Below are 17,216 nucleotides of genomic sequence, written 5' to 3'. Positions count from 1 at the left end.
GTAGCGTTGCCAGTCACAGCGGTCTTGGTTGGCAGGGCCTTCGCCGGTCTTGACTCGGCCTGTTCGATGAACTGCGCATCGCGCAGTTCATCGACCCCGGGTCCAGCGCTTGCGCAGGCCCCGGGTCCAGGGGCGGATAGCCCCGGTGGGGCCTGGGGCAACGCCCCAGCGCAGCGCCTCCCAGATGAGACCCGTGTTTCTTCCGGGGGCCTGCCGGACCCCTCCTCCACGGAGGATGCATGGCCCTTCGCCCTTCAGCCAGCCAAAGAGCGCGGAAAGGGCGCAACGGGAGATCGGCGCGCGGGGAGGTAGTCTTGGAAGGGGAGCGGAAACAGGTCGGCGCGCGGGGAGGTGGTCTTGGAAAGGGCGCAACGGGAGATCGGCGCGCGGGGAGGTGGTCTTGGAAGGGGAGCGGAGACAGGTCGGCGCGCGGGGAGGTGGTCTTGGAAGGGGCGCGAAGACAGGTCCCCGGACGGGGAGGTGGTCTTGGAAGGGGCGCGAAGACAGGTCCCCGGATGGGGAGGTGGTCTTGGAAGGGGAGCGGAGACAGGTCGGCGCGCGGGGAGGTGGTCTTGGAAGGGGAGCGGAGACAGGGCGGCGCGCGGGGAGGTGGTCTTGGAAGGGGAGCGGAGACAGGTCGGTGCGCGCGGAGGTGCCGCGGCCTGCTCAGGAGAAGATCGCGAGCAACTTTGCCACGTCATAAAACTCCCTGACGTGGCGGAGCTTGTTCTGCTCGTCGAAGGTGAAGACCCCGATACCCTCGATGTTCAGGCGCTCCCCTCGCTTGGTCAAGAGGTCGCCCGACCAGCGCACCGCGCTCTCGCTGCCGCAGGTGATGATCTCCCGGACGACGATCTCGGAGGGCCCCAGCTTCGACTTGCCTGCTTCCAGGAAGCTTGCAATCGCCTCACGCCCGCGGAGCGGCGGCGTCCCCACCGGATCCTCGAGGACGCCATCGGGCGCAAAAAAAGCGGTGAAGACCCGGATATCGGGCTCCTTCATTGCCGCGTGGAAATAGGCCTCGATGATCTGCCTCGCCTCAGCTTCTTTCATGAAGTCCTCTCGGGGCACGGTAGCGTCGAGCCCCAGCGGAGGAGGTTACGGGAACGGCCGCCGGGTCCACAACCGTTTTCCAAGTTCGATAGGATGATGCAATCGCGGGGGCGTTGGCACGAGCCGCCGGCGGGCCCGCGCAGGGCGATTCTCACCCTCTTGCACCTCCGCTCCTCGCACTCCATGAGGTCGTCAGGCGGCTGACGAGGAAGGAGGGGCAGCCATGAGAACGACCCGGCGTGCGATGACGGCGATCGTACTGGATTGCTTGCAGAGGAAGCGGATTGCCATCGCACTGGTAGCCTCACTCCTGGTGATGGTGCGCGTCGCACCGGCACGTGCAGCGCAGTTTGATCCCTGCGATGGAGTCGTCTGTCCTCCAGGACAGGTATGCATGGCGCCAATGGACCGCCCTATGTGTGTTCCCCGCCCTGGTCCTTGCGATGGCGTTACGTGCCGTCGAGGGGAGAGGTGCGTCGTGATCAGAGGCGTCCCGACTTGTGTGCGACGGGTCTGGCCTCATTTCGGAAATCCGTAGAAACGTGGCGTCTGCCCGCGGTATCCGCGAGCCCCGGGCGATTTCGCTTCGGACCATGCACGGCTGTCACACCGGAGAGCGCTACGGCCGGAGAGAGCATCCTCCCCTGAGCGATTCGCAATCCGGGCAGGACAGGAAAGGGGATGAGCCCGAGCAATACATCCGCGATGAGCCAAAGGACTCTGGCAGGACGATGCTGCACTGTCCATCGGGAAAGACCACCAGCGTGGACAGGTACAACCCTGCCATCTTGCATGTCCACTGGCCCGAGGGGGGCACACTCACCAGGTTTTCGGTGGCCAGATCCGTGGATGGCTCGGATTCCTCCACGACATCCTCCGAAGCACAGCCATTCACGAGGACGAACATGGTCACAAGCGAAAGGACGAACCCGAATCGGAGAGCGCGCCCCATCTGATACAGAGTGCTCATGCTTGCCTTCCTTTCGATCGCGGCACAGCGTGCCAACGCAGCGTCGGTGAACCTCGGGCATCCGTGGTGCAATTCAGGTGCCGTAGGTATCGGACGGTTCGGCGGCGGTGAAAGCCTCGCGAGGACCTCTCGTTCGCAACGCACCAGCTTTCGATGGTTGCGCGCATGGTGCCTGCTCGCGTGCGTCTCAATGCTCGAAATGTCGGGCCAACACCAGAGCGCCCGTATCTCTTGATATTCGTGCACGTCCTTTTCCGAGCGAGGCGAGCACGTGTCAACGTGCCGACGCATCCTGCGTGCGTGCTCGCGCCTGCACGTTCGCCGCAATGATTGACGCGGATCCCACGTGGCGTATAGCCTGGGAGTTCGGCGACAAACGGGGGGGGCATGTGAGGCATCGACATGACCCGGCTGGAAGAAGTAACGATCACGGAAGAGCTCGCAAGGACTGCGATGTCACGGCTGTTTCGTGGTCGCAGGGAGAGCGACGGTCTTCCGGTGCGCGTGAAGGTGCTCCGCGCCGAGTCCAATCGCGTCGCTGACGTCGCCAGCTTCAAGCACGACTATCAACGCCTGTCGCGCCTGCGCGCCCCTGGCGTGGTGCGCGTGCATGGCTTCGAGCCGACCGGCGAGGGCATGGCCATGGTCCTCGCCGAGGTCGAGGGCGAGCCCCTGTCAGCCCGCCTGAAGTCGCCCGCTTCCGCGCGCGCGATTCTGGACCTCGCCATCCCGCTCACCACGGCGCTCGGCGCGATACACGCGGCCGGCGTCGTGCACCGGGGGCTTTCGGCGGCGAGCATCGTCGTCGACGCGAGCGGCCGCCCCACCATCGCGAGCTTCGGCACGGATGCGGCGCTGAGCCGCGAAAATGACGCACTTTACGAACCGCATTTCGTCGCCGAGACCCTGCCCTTCTTCGCCCCCGAGCAGACCGGGCGCATGAACCGCGGCGTCGACGAGCGCTCCGACCTCTATTCGTTGGGCGTCATCTTCTATGCGCTCCTCACCGGGCAATTGCCATTTCGATCCCGGGACCCGCTCGAGCTCATCCACGCGCACCTCGCCCTCGCGCCCGAGCGGCCTTCCAAGATCGCTTTCGACGTGCCGCCGCCGCTCGAGGCGATCGTGCTCCGGCTGCTCGAAAAGAACCCCGAGGATCGCTACCAGAGCACGAAGAGCCTCCTCGCCGACCTCGAGGCGTGCCGGCAGCGGCTCCGCCCCGATGGCGGTATCGACGAATTCCCCCTCGGAGTGCTGCACGAAAACGCCCGCCTGCTGCTCCGGAACAAGCTCTACGGGCGCGAGAACGACGTCGCGGAGCTCGTCGCGTCCTTCGAGCGGGTGCTCGGCCGGGCGCGCGAGATCACGCTCGTCTCGGGCTACTCGGGCGTCGGGAAATCCTCGCTGGTCGCGGAGATCTTGAAGCCGCTCGCGCGGGCCAGGGGCTATTACATCACGGGCAAGTACGACCAGTTGAACCGCGAGGCGCCCTATAGCGCCATCCTCCAGGCCTTCGACGGGCTCGTCCGGACAATCCTATGCGAGAGCGAAGGACGCGTGCGCGCGTGGAAAGAGGCGCTCCTCGCCGCGCTCGGCCCGAACGCGTCCGTCGTCTGCGAGGTGCTCCCCTCGCTTGCGCACGTCCTCGGCGAGCTGCCGCCCGCGCCGGCCCTCGGGCCCGTCGAGGCCCAGAATCGATTCACCCTCGCGATGCGGAGGTTCGTCTCGGTATTCGCCCGGCGCGCCCATCCGCTGGTGCTCTTCCTCGACGACCTGCAATGGGCCGACGCGGCGAGCCTGCGCCTGCTTACCACGCTCCTGCTCGACGACAGCATCGAGGCTCTCTTCTTCACGGGCGCTTACCGCGACAACGAGGTGAATGTCACGCACCCGCTCCGCACGACACTCGCGGAGCTGCGAAAGGGCGGCCTCGGCCTGCGGGAGATCGTGCTCGGCCCGCTCCGGCTCGAGCACGTCAAAGAGCTGCTCGCGGACAGCCTGCGCGCGCCGAGCCCCGAGGGCGCGGCCGAGCTCGTATTGCAAAAGACGGGAGGCAATCCATTTTTCGTGCGGCAGCTCTTGCGGTCGCTCCACGAAAAGGGGGCCCTCACGCCCGGACCGGACGGATCGCTCGGCTGGAGCTCGCTCGAGGCGATCGCCGCGATGCCACACATGGCCAACGTGGTGGACTTGATGCTCGACGCGATCCGGCACCTGCCCCGGGTCACGCAGGAGGCGCTCGAGATCGGCGCCGCCATTGGCAGCCCGTTCGAGCTCTGCACGCTCAGCATCGTCACCGCATGCGCGCCGGAGGAGGCGTACGGCCGCCTCGCCCCGGCCCTCGAGGCAGGGCTCGTGGCGCGCGCCGGCGATTCATACCGTTTCACCCACGACAAGATCCAGGAGGCCGCCTATGCGATGCTCGCCGAGGACGAGCGGGCCGCGCTCCACCTGCACATCGGGCGCCTCTTCTCGAAGAAGAGCGACGCGCAGAGCCTGTTCGACGCCACGGGCCACCTGAACAGCGCGCGCGCGCTGGTGCTGGAGGCCGAGGAGCTCCTCACGCTCTGCAAAATGAACCTCGCCGCCGCCGAGCGCGCCGGGGGGGCAGCCGCATTCCCAGCCGCTCTCCGCTACCTCGAGCACGGCATCGTCCTGCTCCCCGCGGACGCCTGGGATGCCCACTACGATCTCGCGCTCCGCTATTTCATGAAGAAGGGCGAGATGGAGGCCCTGTGCGAGCGTCACGCGCAGGCGCGGGAGACGCTCGGCCAGGCCTTCACGCACGCCCGGAGCCGCCTCGAGCGCACCCAGGTCCGGCGGCTCGTGATGAACGCCCACGTTTTGACGAACGATCTCCTCGCCGCCCTCGATGAGGGCCTCGCCGCGCTCGAGCCCTTCGGCATCCATCTGCCGCGCTTTCCGAGCGATGAGGCGAGCAGCGCCGAGCTCGACGCGACCCTCGCCGCGCTCGAGGGCCGCCCCATCGACTCGCTGGTCGATCTGCCGCTCCTCGCGGATCCCGAGATCATGGCCCTCCAGGACGTGCTCGAGGACATGCTCTCGCCCTGCTACTTCGTCTCGCCGAACAACCACGCGATCACGGTGGCGAAGATGGTGCAGCAGGCGCTCGCGCACGGGCTGTCGAAGCACACGATCTATGCGTTCGTGAATTTCGGGATGTTCCTCTGCGTGCGGGGGGACATCGAGCTCGGCTACCAGTTCGGAAAGCTCGCGGTGCGGGTGAGCGAGCGTTATCCGGAGAAGAAATCCGAATCGATGCTCTGCAACATGTGGGGCGCGTTCGTGCAGCACTGGAAGGAGCCCTATTCGAAGTACAAGGAGAACTTCCCGCGGGGCGTGCACGTGGGCCTCGAGACGGGCCAGTACGTCTGGGCCTTTTACAATGCGACGAACATCCCCACGAACAGCCTGCTCTCGGGCGCGCGTCTCGCGGAGGTCCTCGAGGAGGCGGCGGCGCTCGCGCCGGTGTGCAAGCTCGACGTCTCCGGCGGCTTCACCTGGATCGTGAACGCCGCCGCCCAGATCGCGCAGAACCTTTCCACCCCGTCCGCGCAGAGCGACAAGCTTTTGGGGGATTGGCTCGACATCGACGCCGTCCGGAGCACGGCGACCGCGATGGGCAACCGCGCCGTGCTGTTCTTCGCGGATAACTTCACCATCATGCACGACGTCTTCCAGGGCCGTTACGCCGAGGCGGCGGAGGTGGCCCTCGGGGCCGAGCCCGACATCCCCTCGGTCGTGAGCTGGCACGTGAGCGTCGTCTATCACTTCTATGCCTCCCTGGCGCTGCTGCTGGCCGCGGAAGAGGCCGCACCCGAGATGCGCGCGAGAAACCTGGCCCGCGCCGAGGCCTCCGCCGAAAAGCTCTCTTGCTGGGCCGATCTGTGCCCGGACAACCACCGGCACCGCGCGCTCCTCTTGCGCGCCGAGATTGCCCGGGCCCGCGGCGAGCGCCTTTCGGCCGTCGATCTCTACGATGAGGGCATCGCGGCGGCGGCCGCGGGAGGTTTCGTGCAGGACGAGGCGCTCGGCAACGAGCTGTGCGCGCGTTATCACCTGCGCCTCGGAAAGCCGAAGGTCGCGCGCACGTACCTCCACGAGGCGCACGCGCTCTACGGTCAATGGGGGGCGGCCTCGGTGACGGAGCGCCTCGAAAAGAGCTTCTTCGCGCTCATGCCGCGCGCCGCCCGCGGGCCGCACGTGGGCGCCAGCGCAGGGGCGGAGGACGGCAGCGCGCGGGCGCTCGACGTGCACGCGGCCATCAAGGCCATGCAAGCCATCTCCGGCGAGGTGGTGCTCTCGCGCCTGCTCGAGAGGCTCTTGCGGATCGCCCTCGAGAGCGCCGGAGCGACGCGGGGCATTTTGATCCTCAAAGAGAATGACGATCTCTTGATCCAGGCCGAGGAGGAGCTCCAGCGCGGAAAGGTCACCCTGCTCGCGGGCGTGCCCCTGGAGACGCGCGAGGATCTGCCCACGGGAATCGTGCATTACGTGGCGCGGACGGGCGAAAGCGTGGTCCTCGGGGACGCGGCGAGCGCGGAGCAGTTCTCCGGCGATCGCTGGCTCGCGCAGGGCAAGGCGCGGTCGCTCCTGGCGGCGCCGGTGGGCAAGCGCGGGGGGATCGTGGGGGTGCTCTATCTCGAGAACGAGCTCGCCGCCTTCGCATTCACGCCCGATCGCGTGGAGCTTTTGCGGATGCTCTCCACGCAGATGGCGATATCCATCGAGAATGCGCTGCTCTACGCGAGCCTGGAGCGCAAGGTGGAGGACAGGACCCGGGCGCTCGAGGAGGCGCATGCGGAGATCGTGACCTTGAGCGGCGAGCGCGAGCGCAGCCAGGCGGAGATGCTCGCGCACAGCCATGCCCTCATCGAGCGCCAGAAAGAGCTCATCCAGGCACTCTCGACGCCCATCCTCCAGGTCTGGGACGGGGTCCTGGCATTGCCCCTCATCGGCGCGCTCGACGGCCCGCGGGCCGCGGAGATCACCGAGCGGCTGCTTTCGCGCGTGGCGAGCTCGGCGACGCACTTCGCAATCATCGACGTGACCGGCGTGGACACGCTGGACGGGCAGGCGGCCGAATTGCTGGTGCGCATCGGGCGCGCCGTGGAGCTGCTCGGCGCGCGGGCACTCATCACGGGGCTCCACGCGAGCGCCGCCCGCACGCTGGTCTCCTCCTGCGTCGATCTGCGCGGGATCGAGACGCGCGCCAACCTGCGCGACGGGTTGCGGCTCTGCCTCCGGCGCCTCGCCTGAGCCGAGCTTCCTTGCATCTGAGCATTGGTCTCATCGCGAGGCGTCGCGCCGGGGCGCTGCCCCGGACCCCGCGGGGGCTGTTCGCCCCTCGACCCGAACCAGGGCAAGCCCTGGACCATTTGGGGAAGAACTGCGCGATGCGCAGTTCTTCCCACAGGCCGGTGGCAAGACCAGGAAGGTGCGTTGCACGCTGGCGGCGGGCACGTTGCCAGTTGAACCTCAGCGCTGCTGTCTTGGCTGGCAGGATCGTCGTTGGTCTTGACCTGGCCTGTTCGATGAACTGCGCATCGCGCAGTTCATCGACCCCGGGTCCAGCGCTTGCGCTGGTCCGGGTGCAGGGGCGGACAGCCCCTGCTGGGGCCTGGGGCAAAGCCCCAGCGCAGCGCCTCCCCAAAATGAGACCAATGCCCAGGCGACTCAGGCGGCGGGCACCCAGTTGCCGTGAAAGCCATAGGGAACGCGGTGCGGCAGCCGCACACGGGCCACGGGCTCGCCCTGAATGTCCTCTGCATTGAGCACCCAGAGATCGCTCGCATTGCGTGCCTGATTGTAGACCAGCACCAGCACGTACCCGTCGCCCTCGCCGCTCTCCGGGTTCTTCGGGACGAAGAGCGGCTCCCCTGCTCCGTTGCCCTCGCCGAATGCGCGGGATTCGAAGGTGCCGCGCTCGAGATCGTACCGCCGCACTGCGGTCCAGAGGGACCTGTGCGAGCTCCCCTCGGGTCCCGCGGCCGCGGCGTATCCGAAGCGGTGCTTGCGGCCGACGCGGCGCTCGTCCACGCGCGGGAACTCGATCGACACGTCGTCGAGGGGTTGTGAGCGCACAGCGCCGCCCTGGAGGTCGATACGATAGCGATGCAGCCGGGCCGCCTCGTCGGCGTCTGGGGCCGAATTGCGCATGGCTGCCGGGGCCATGAGATCCATTCGACCATAGCGGGCCACGTCGAGCACGATGGAGTCGCCGTCGTCGTATGCGTTCATCGGATGGAACACGTAACCCTCCTCGACCTCGAACCAGCGCACGGCTGCGCCCTCGCCTCGCCGCGGGAGCACGCCGATGCGCATCCCGCGCTCGGGCTCCCAGGAAAACGGGTTCTTGCCCTCCGCGAGGTGCTCCGGCCGGAAGACCAGCGAGCCGAGGAGGAAGACGGCGTGGGCCTCGGTGATCGCGAAATCGTGCACCATGGAGGCCCAGGGCAGCGTGATGGGCGTGGAATGCACGAGCGCGCCCGCGCTGTCGGCCACGTGGTAGCTGAAGGCTGCGGCGTCGGCGATCGAGTTGCCGAAGAACACGAGCTCGCTGGTCTCGGGATCGATCTTCGGGTGGGCTGTCATGGGGCCGCGCAGCCGGCCACCGAAATCGTATTCGCCCAGGGTCTCCAGGCTGCCCGGGGTGAGCTCGGTGGGCAGGCAGGCCTCGACGAGCGCGAGCAGCCGGCCCGCGTGGGCGACAATGTTGGTGTTGGCCGTGTTCTTGCGCGGCCTATCGGGGTTCGGACGGAACATGCTGCCGGAGAGCGACCTGCCCGCGGCGCGCTCCTCGATGAGGCCCTGGCTCTTCACGTAGCGATTACGGTACGAGGCGCGGCCGTCCTGCAGCGTGATGGCGTGGATCATCCCGTCGCCGCTGAACCAGTGGTAGGGCCCGGTCGGCTCGTAGGCGGGGTTCGGGCCGTTGCGGTAGAAGGTGCCGCGCAGCGCGGCAGGCAGCTCGCCTTCGATGTCGAGATCCCAGACATCGCCCTCCATCCGCCAGGGAGCAAAATTGCCTTGCAGGTAGGGGTTCACGTCGGATTCATGCTGGCTCATGGTTTGCTCCTCTTCTTTGCCGGGCGGCGCGCGCTGCCGCGCGGGCGGGTGATGTGGGCGATGACGGCGTCGCGCACGAGCGCGCTGGCCGGGGTATCGGGCGGCAGGTGACCGGAGGCGATGAGCGAGGTGACGCCGTGCATCGAAGACCAGAACGCCTTGCACGCCTCCTCCAGCGGCGGCACGAGCAGGCCCTCTGCCTCCGCGGCGGACACGACGTCCACGAGCCGCTGGAACGCGGCCGTCGCGGCGGGGATGGGCGTCGCGCGGGCGAGGCGGTGCATGAACATGATGCGGTAATGCATGGGGTGCGCGACGCCGTAGGCCACGTAGCCATCCCAGGCCCGCGCGAGCGCCTCGATGGGATCCCGCGGCTTGTCGAGCGCGTCGACCGTCTGCACGAACGCCGTGAAGCTGTCCTCGAGCACCTGCAGGACGAGCCCATCCTTGTCGCCGAAATGGTGATAGACCGTCGGCGCCGTCACGCCTGCGCGCGCGCAGACCTCGCGTATCGAGAGGCGCTCCGCCCCCGCTTCGGCAAGGAGCTCCGCCGCCGCGTCGAGGATGGCACGACGCGTGGCCTCGGTGGCATGGGATGGCGCGGGCATGACCGGATATATAACGGCGTTATATATCCGTCAAGGAGAAGGTGTAACAGCGTTATATTTCTCCTCGAGATCGTCAGGCCGCGTTCTCCCGGGAGAGGGACCTAGCCATCCCGGGAGAGGGGCGAGGGAGGGCTTGTTCCTACGAGGCGCGGCGGTAGACGAGGCGGCTCAGCGTGGCGATGACGTGATTCATGCGATCGAGCGTGCTGGGATTGACGTTTTCGATGAGCCGCATGGCTTGGGCGACCTGAACGCAGGCCAGCACCTCGCGGGCGGAGCCGAGGGCAGTGGAGTAGCGCTGCCGTTTGTGCCCCTGGAGGCTGCCCATGCCTTCGGCGACATTGAGCGCCACGCTCTGCATGGCCCGCCGCATCTGACGAGCCAAATCTCGATCTTTCCGTTCGATCCGTTCCGCGATGAGCCCAGCGTCTCCAGCCATGGCCAAAACGACATCGTAAATCCTGAGCATTGACGAACCCTCCGCCCGACGACCCAATCGCCGGGACCCCCGTCCCACACCGTCGCGCGCAGGCCTCTTCAAGGCTGCGCAGCACCGCGCGGAACCGCGCGGAGCAGCACGCAGTGCTGCGAGCACGGTGAGCACGGCTTGGCCTTGAAGAGGCCGAGCACGACGGTACGCTCGCCGTCCCCGAGCGGGATCCCTGCAACCCGTCCCACTCGCGTTTGCGTTTGCGTTTGCGTTTGCGTTTGCGTTTGCGTTTGCGTTTCCGCCTCCGCCTCCGCCTCCGCCTCCGCCTCCGCCCCCGCCTCCGCCTCCGCCTCCGCCGCCCCGCGCCGCCCTACGAGCCCCCGGGGAATCTTCCCGTCGCGCACTTCGCCTGGCGAGGACAGCGTCTCCCGCGTTCCCCCCGTCCTCCTCGCTTGGCTAGGACCTCGCCAGGAACGTTCCCCCCGTCCTTGCAGCTTGCCTATGACGCAGCCGGGAACGTTCCCCCCTCTCTTGTAGCTTCGCTCTGACGCAGCCGGGAACGTTCCCCCCGTCCTCCTAGCTCGGCTAGGACCCAGCCGGGAACGTTCCCCCCTCTCTTGTAGCGTCGCTCTGACGCACCGCGGAACGTTCCCCCCTCTCTTGTAGCTTCGCTCTGACGCAGGGGGGAACGTTCCCCCCTCTCTTGTAGCTTCGCTCTGACGCAGGGGGGAACGTTCCCCGAGTCCTCCTAGCTTGGCGATGACGCAGCCGGGAACGTTCCCCGGGTCCTCCTAGCTTGGCGATGACGCAGCCGGGAACGTTTCCCCCTCGCTCGCGTCGGATCCGTGCGCGTCTTCCCTTCGGGAGCACGCCCCCCGCGCCGTCCACGCCACCCTTGGTTCCCGATCTCCTGATGGTATCTTCCTCCCGCCCATGATCCTCGAATGCCGCCAATGCGGTGCACCGCTCGACGTGAAGCCCGACGCGACGCTCACGAAGTGTCGCTACTGCGGGACCACCAGCGAACGCCGCCTCCTCCGCACCGTCTCCGCCGAGACCCCCCGCGATTTCCGCCCGCCCCCTCAGTGGATCCCGCCCCCGCACGTTCCGGCCCCGTCGAACCTGCCGCTCACGTATCACCCCGCTCCCCCCCGGGGCGCCGTGATCGGCGCCCTCGCTGCCGGGATCATGGCGGCCGTCCTCGGCGTCACCGTCGCGCTGGTCACCCTCGGCAAACCCCGCTCCTCGGGGAAAGGCGGTGTCGTGGCGACCGTGCTGCCGGGCAAGACCCCCCAGGAGCTCGCGGCCGTTCGAATCGACCAGACCCGGGAAAACCTTGCGAAGGCGCTTTCCGGAAACCCCCTGGGCTCCATGCTCGCCGTGTCCGTCTCGCACCCGCGCTACCAGAGCATCTCGTTCATGTACGACGACAAGGAGCCCGCGTTTCCCCACAGCTTCACGCTCGTGCAGCGCTCCGGAGCGACCGTGGAACCCAAGGGGATCGAGGCCCTCGGGAGCCGCCTGCACGGTGGGCTCGTGGACGGGAGCTGGAACTGGGCGGGCCTCGTGGCTGTGAACACCGACGCGAAGACCGGCCTCGTCTCCGCCACCGTGCTGGGGGGGCGCGTGGGCGGCACGAGCGCGCAAGCCAAGGCGCAGCTCGTCGCCATGTGGAAGCTCGTCCTCCACGCCGTCTTTGGCGCGGGAAGTGGCCCGACCGCCGAGGAAGCCCGCTGGATCGGCGCGCCGCATCCCTTCGCAGCGCTGGAGACGATCGACCTCACGACGACCGTCGACAAGGCCGCCGCGACCTTGACCCAGAAGTTCCCCGGCGCAGCCTTGTCCACGTTCATCGAGCTCGGCGTCACCGTCGCCGTGGATCACCCGCTCCTGTGGAACGCCGAGCTCTCCTATCCCAACGAGAAGGGGGGCACGCTCCGGATCGTGGCCCTGCGCGGAACCAAGGCGTTCCCGGCGCGCCGCGAGGCCCTGGTCGGCTGCCTGGAGGGCAAGCTCGGGAAGGCCAAGGTGCAGGATCGCGATTTCCTGGCCAAGAAACGCGATTACGAGTTCACCGTGGGCAAGCTCTGGATCAACATCGGGGAAACAGACGCCCGCGTGCACTGGTTCCCCGGACGGCTCAACGCCCCGGATTGGAAACGAGTCATGAACGCGCTCGGCGCCTGCCGTTGATTCGCGGAGCGCCCCCTTGCAACCCATCGTCAAGGTCTTCGAGGACAACCACATCGACGCGCCGTGGTCGCACGTCTTCGTCTTCGCGCTCGACGCTGTCCTGTTTCTCGTGATCGCGTTCTGCGTGCGCGAGATCCGGCGCGCGCGCCGCGCGGCCGTCGAGGCCGACGCCGTCATCAAGCCGAAGGCCCCGCTCTTCGAGGGCGCGCGGTTCGTCGCCGGCACCGTCGAGCTCGCGCAAGGCGAGTCCGATGCCGTCCGGGTGACAATCACGCAGGACGGCAGCGAGCAGGCCGACAAGAACAACCACAAGACGCACACGTGGGTGGAGAAGGAGCGCGAGATCCGCGCGCGGCCGTTCTATCTGCGGCATGACACGGGCGCGCGCGTCCGGGTCGAGCCGCCCGAGGACGTGCTGCTCGTCGACACGCTCGATCAAAAAGAATGGCTGCATCCGACGCGGCGGAAGCTGCGCGCCGAGCTCTTGCCGGGCGAGCGGGTCGTGGTGGAGGGGCGGCTCCACAAGGCGCCGGATCCCGAGGGGATCGGCGAGACCGCCGGGTATCGCGAGGCCGCCACGATGGGCTGGATGATGAAGCCCTCGCCGCAGAAAGGCATGCACATCTCGACGGAGAGCCTCTCCCGCCGCCACGAGCTCCGCGCGCGGGCCTTCTTCTGGACGTGCGTGTGGGTGGTGTTCCTCGGGTTCGTCATGAACGTCCCGCTCGCCACGTACCGGGCGCGCGTCTTCCTCGGGGAGAACGTGGTCGCGACGCTCCTCGGCAAACGGACGTACGAGACGAGCAACGGCAAAGGGAAGAAGACCGTGCACCGCGCCGTCGACGTGCGTTACGAATCGCCGCCGGGCACAGCGCGTTTCGGCGGGCTCGTCGAGATCGACGAGGACGATGGCATGGACCTGCCGCCGGGGGTGAAGGGGGAGATCTGGCTCCGGCGCGTCCCGCGCTTTCCGGCCGCGACGGCGCTCGGGCAGGGAAGCTCGGTGTGGTTCCACGCCTGGTGCGTCGCCGCCGTGATCGCCGGCATTGCGGTCTACCGCGCCTACCGCACGCACATCTATCGGCGCTGGTACGAGGGGCGCGTCCAGGAGAAAGGCCAAGGGCCGCTGCCCCCGCAGACGAACGAGCGGTTCCTTGCGGATGATCCGACCGCCTTCGCAGCGCGGGAGAAGCGGGGCCTCGCGCGAGCCGCGCGCGCGGCAAAACACGTCGAGCCCATTCCGATGGATTGAACGTCAGGCCTCGGCCTTCGGCCGGAGCATCACGAGCAAGACATCCGCGTCGGGGACCTCTTCCGTCGGCACGAGGCGCTTGCCGCCCCTCGCGAGCCGCACCTCGATCCACCGCGACGAGAGTTTCGCCCGCAGGACGTCCTGACGCCAGACCGCGTTCCCTTCGCCGAGGAAGAGGCGCATCTCGTCGAGCATGCAGCGCCCGAACAACATGCGCCCTTCCTCCTGGATGCGCCGCTCGGCCTCCTCCAGCCGATGCTCGAACGTGCGCGCCGTGAGCTCGCGGCCGAGCGCGTACGGGCCGCGCACGGGCGTGGGCAGCCGGAGGCGGTTGCCTTCACGGTCGTCGATCCAGAGCGCCGAGACCTCGGGCGGGGCGTCGCCGAGCGCCTCCCAGAACAGGCCTCCCACGGACGTGATGTCGTGAAAGCGCACGTCCCTCGTGTCCTTGCCGCGCCCGATGCGCAGCCCCTCCTCGTGCACCTCCACGCGCTGTCCGCGGGCCCGCACGAAATGAGAGAAGGCCCAGATCCCGAGCGCGCCGAAGACGAGCGCCGCCCCGCCGAAGACGAGCAGGCCCGTGAGCTCGACCGCCTCGTGCTTCGGCATGAAGAAGAGCGGCAGGGCCACGCAATCGAGCGCGACGAGGATGCAGAAGAGCCCCACGCCGATACGAATGCCCTGCTGGACGATCGAGACGGGGTGCTCCGAGATGAGCGCGCCCAGGGGATCTGCATCACGGTAGGGAGTCTGGGCGCGCACGGTCCTCCTATTTCGCGACGTCGAGCCGCTTGGCTTTCGGCCCGTCGATGTCCGCGAAGAAATCGTTCCCCTTGTCGTCGACCACGATGAACGCCGGGAAATCGACGACCTCGATCTTCCAGACCGCCTCCATCCCGAGCTCGGGGTATTCGAGCACCTCGACCTTCTTGATGCAATCCTTCGCGAGCCGCGCCGCCGGACCGCCGATCGAGCCGAGATAAAACCCGCCGTGTTTCTTGCACGCCTCGGTCACCGCGCGCGAGCGGTTGCCCTTGGCCAGCATCACGTACGACCCGCCGTTCGCCTGGAAGAGGTCCACGTACGCATCCATGCGCCCCGCGGTCGTGGGCCCGAACGAGCCCGAGGCATAGCCCTCCGGCGTCTTCGCGGGGCCCGCGTAATACACCATGAAATCCTTCATGTATCCGGGCATGCCGTCGCCGCGATCGAGGCGCTCCTTGATCTTCGCGTGCGCGATGTCCCGCGCCACGACCATCGGCCCCGAGAGCGACAGGCGCGTCTTGATCGGATACCGCGAGAGCTCGGCCCGGATCTCGCTCATCGGGCGGTTCAAGTCGATCCGCAGGACCTCGCCGCCGAGCTCCGCGTCCGTCGTCTCGGGCAGGTACTTCGCCGGATCCCGCTCGAGCGCCTCGAGGAAGATGCCGTCCTTCGTGATCTTCGCGAGCGCCTGCCGATCGGCCGAGCACGAGACCGCGATGCCCACGGGGCACGAGGCGCCATGGCGGGGCAGGCGAATCACGCGGACGTCGTGGCAGAAGTATTTCCCGCCGAACTGCGCGCCGATCCCTGTGCGCTGCGTGATCGCGAGGATCTGCCGTTCGAGTTCGACGTCGCGGAAGCCGCGGCCGAGCTCGTTGCCCTCGGTGGGCAAGGTGTCGAGGTAGCGGGCGGACGCGAGCTTTGCGACCTTGAGCGTCTGCTCCGCGCTCGTGCCGCCCACGACCACGGCGAGGTGGTACGGCGGGCACGCCGCGGTGCCGAGCGAGCGGATCTTCTGCTCGACGAACGCGAGCAGGCTCTCCGGATTCAGGAGCGCCTTCGTCTCCTGGTAGAGGTAACTCTTGTTCGCCGAGCCCCCGCCCTTGGCCATGAAGAGGAACTTGTAGGCGTCGCCTTCGGTCGCGAAGATCTCGATCTGCGCCGGCAGGTTCGTCTTCGTGTTGACCTCGCGGTACATGTCGAGCGGCGCGAGCTGCGAGTAGCGCAGGTTCGTCGTGCGATACGTATCAGCGACGCCGCGCGCGATCGCGGCCTCGTCGCTGCCCTCGGTCAGCACGTACTGCCCCTTCTTGCCCATCACGATCGCGGTGCCCGTGTCCTGGCAGGAGGGCAGGACGAACCCGGCGGCGATGTTCGCGTTCCGGAGCAGCTCCAGCGCAACGAAGCGGTCGTTCGCCGAGGCCTCCGGGTCTTCGAGGATCCGCGCAAGCTGCGCGAGGTGACCCGGGCGGAGCAGGTGCGCGATGTCGCGCATGGCTTCCCGCGCGAGGAGCGAGAGGCCCTCCGGCTCGACCTTCAAGAACGTCCTGCCAGCCGCCTCGATCGTCGAGACGTGGTCCTTCGTGACGAGGCGGTAGGGCGTCTCGTCCTTGCCGAGGGGGAGCATGTCCTGGAACTGGAAATCGCTCATCGGGCGAAGGTGTACCCGAGGCGGTAGGTGCGTGCCAAGGGCGCGTTCGCAGGGGGGCGGACAATTGCAGCGATCGACGGTCTGGTTCTGGCGGCACCGGTTCACGGGATTGCGTCGCCCGACATCCAGCACCCACGCTGCAAAGGAACGGGGTACCTCGAAGACATCACAAAGCTGCCGCGCGCGAGACAACACGCGAACGATCGCGGTAGCATCGAGATATGCGCGCTTGGATCTCGGCTTGGAGCCTGCTGTGACGGACTACATCCACGATTTCCTGGAGGCCCGCCCCATGCCTTGACCCTTCGCCCCTTGACGGGGGCGGTCTTGGCTGGATAAAGGATCGCGATGCTCCAGGTCCTCGACGCAGACGAAGAGTATCTCGTCGCCACGAGAGGCCACGTGCTCGTGACGGTCTGGGGCAGGATCAACCTCGACCGCGTGCGGCGCGCCTTCGCCGTGAAGCGCTGGCTACTCGAGGAGTCCGATCACGACGCGAAGTCGTTCGGTCTCGTCGCCGTCATCATCCCGCAGCGGCTCGCCATCCCCGACAGCCTCGAAGCCGAGATGCGCAAGCTCGACGAGTTCATGGCCCCGCACGTCCTCGCGAGCGCCGTCGTCGTCGAGGGAGACGGCATGCGATCAAGTCTCCTCCGCGGCACCGTGAAGGCGACGAGCGCCCTCAAGGTCCGGGCGTACCCCGAGAAAAACTTCGGTGACATCGGAGACGCAGTGCGGTGGCTCGTGCCGCAGATCGCGACGAAGACGCGTCAGGTGATCTCAGCCGAGGATCTCGCCTGGGACATCGCCGAGGCACGGGCGCTGCACCATCACATCGGCTGATCCGCCAAGCATTGGTCTCATCTGGGAGGCGCTGCGCTGGGGCTTTGCCCCAGGCCCCACCGGGGCTATCCGCCCCTGGACCCGGACCAGCGCAAGCGCTGGACCCAGGGTCGATGAACTGCGCAACGCGCAGTTCATCGAACAGGCCAGGTCAAGACCGGCGAGGCTGACGGTTCAACGGGCAACGTGCCCGTTGCCAGCGTGCAACGCACCTTCCTGGTCTTGCCACCGGCGCCTTGGAAGAACTGCGCATCGCGCAGTTCTTCCACAAAAGGTCCAGCGCTTGCGCTGGTCCGGGTCGAGGGGCGGACAGCCCCCGCGGGGTCCGGGGCCGCGCCCCGGCGAAGCGCCTCCCGGATGAG

The 17,216-nt window shown here is 67.8% G+C and carries 10 protein-coding genes; 4 read left to right on the top strand and 6 right to left on the bottom strand.

The window, feature by feature from the left end; genetic code table 11:
* Nucleotides 1–666: 666 nt before the first annotated feature.
* Nucleotides 667–1,053 carry a nuclear transport factor 2 family protein gene (locus tag KEG57_RS53705; protein WP_272428533.1) on the bottom strand — a complete coding sequence of 129 codons (387 nt, stop codon included), beginning with the start codon at nt 1,051–1,053 and terminating at the stop codon, nt 667–669.
* Nucleotides 1,054–2,425: 1,372 nt separating this feature from the next.
* Here KEG57_RS53705 and KEG57_RS53700 point away from each other — a divergent pair.
* A complete protein-coding gene (locus KEG57_RS53700) occupies nt 2,426–7,303 on the top strand; it encodes an AAA family ATPase (protein WP_272428531.1) in 4,878 nt (1,625 codons plus the stop codon).
* 417 nt (nt 7,304–7,720) lie between these two features.
* Here the strand turns inward: KEG57_RS53700 and KEG57_RS53695 are convergent, their stop codons facing one another.
* The 3 genes from KEG57_RS53695 to KEG57_RS53685 all read right to left on the bottom strand — a co-directional run bounded on the left by KEG57_RS53695 (nt 7,721) and on the right by KEG57_RS53685 (nt 10,189).
* Nucleotides 7,721–9,112 (bottom strand): carotenoid oxygenase family protein, encoded by a 1,392-nt coding sequence (locus KEG57_RS53695; protein ID WP_272428216.1) that lies wholly within the window; start codon nt 9,110–9,112, stop codon nt 7,721–7,723.
* Nucleotides 9,109–9,720 (bottom strand): TetR/AcrR family transcriptional regulator, encoded by a 612-nt coding sequence (locus KEG57_RS53690; protein ID WP_272428217.1) that lies wholly within the window; start codon nt 9,718–9,720, stop codon nt 9,109–9,111. Before KEG57_RS53690 ends, KEG57_RS53695 begins: the two co-directional genes overlap by 4 nt.
* A gap of 139 nt (nt 9,721–9,859) precedes the next feature.
* Nucleotides 9,860–10,189: a four helix bundle protein gene (locus tag KEG57_RS53685; protein WP_272428218.1), complete on the bottom strand. Its 330-nt coding sequence runs from the start codon at nt 10,187–10,189 to the stop codon at nt 9,860–9,862.
* Between the two features lie 894 nt (nt 10,190–11,083).
* Here KEG57_RS53685 and KEG57_RS53680 point away from each other — a divergent pair.
* Together KEG57_RS53680 and KEG57_RS53675 are read left to right on the top strand one after the other, a co-directional pair.
* On the top strand, nt 11,084–12,343 hold the full coding sequence (locus tag KEG57_RS53680; protein WP_272428219.1) for a hypothetical protein: 1,260 nt from the start codon (nt 11,084–11,086) through the stop codon (nt 12,341–12,343).
* Between the two features lie 16 nt (nt 12,344–12,359).
* The gene (locus KEG57_RS53675; RefSeq protein ID WP_272428220.1) at nt 12,360–13,595 is read left to right on the top strand and encodes a hypothetical protein; all 1,236 of its coding nucleotides are present in this window, start codon (nt 12,360–12,362) and stop codon (nt 13,593–13,595) included.
* Nucleotides 13,596–13,598: 3 nt separating this feature from the next.
* Here KEG57_RS53675 and KEG57_RS53670 read toward each other — a convergent pair whose 3' ends face one another.
* Both KEG57_RS53670 and KEG57_RS53665 read right to left on the bottom strand, forming a co-directional pair.
* Nucleotides 13,599–14,357 carry a hypothetical protein gene (locus KEG57_RS53670; RefSeq protein WP_272428221.1) on the bottom strand — a complete coding sequence of 253 codons (759 nt, stop codon included), beginning with the start codon at nt 14,355–14,357 and terminating at the stop codon, nt 13,599–13,601.
* A 7-nt stretch (nt 14,358–14,364) separates the two neighbouring features.
* Nucleotides 14,365–16,011, bottom strand: a complete 1,647-nt coding sequence (locus KEG57_RS53665; RefSeq protein ID WP_272428222.1) for a fumarate hydratase — start codon at nt 16,009–16,011, stop codon at nt 14,365–14,367.
* 348 nt (nt 16,012–16,359) lie between these two features.
* Here KEG57_RS53665 and KEG57_RS53660 point away from each other — a divergent pair, with 348 nt between their 5' ends.
* Complete coding sequence (locus KEG57_RS53660; protein WP_272428223.1) at nt 16,360–16,854, top strand: hypothetical protein; 495 nt, start codon at nt 16,360–16,362, stop codon at nt 16,852–16,854.
* Nucleotides 16,855–17,216: the final 362 nt, after the last annotated feature.

The sequence above is a fragment of the Polyangium jinanense genome, from assembly GCF_028435365.1.
This window is presented reverse-complemented; position numbering and strand designations above follow the sequence as displayed.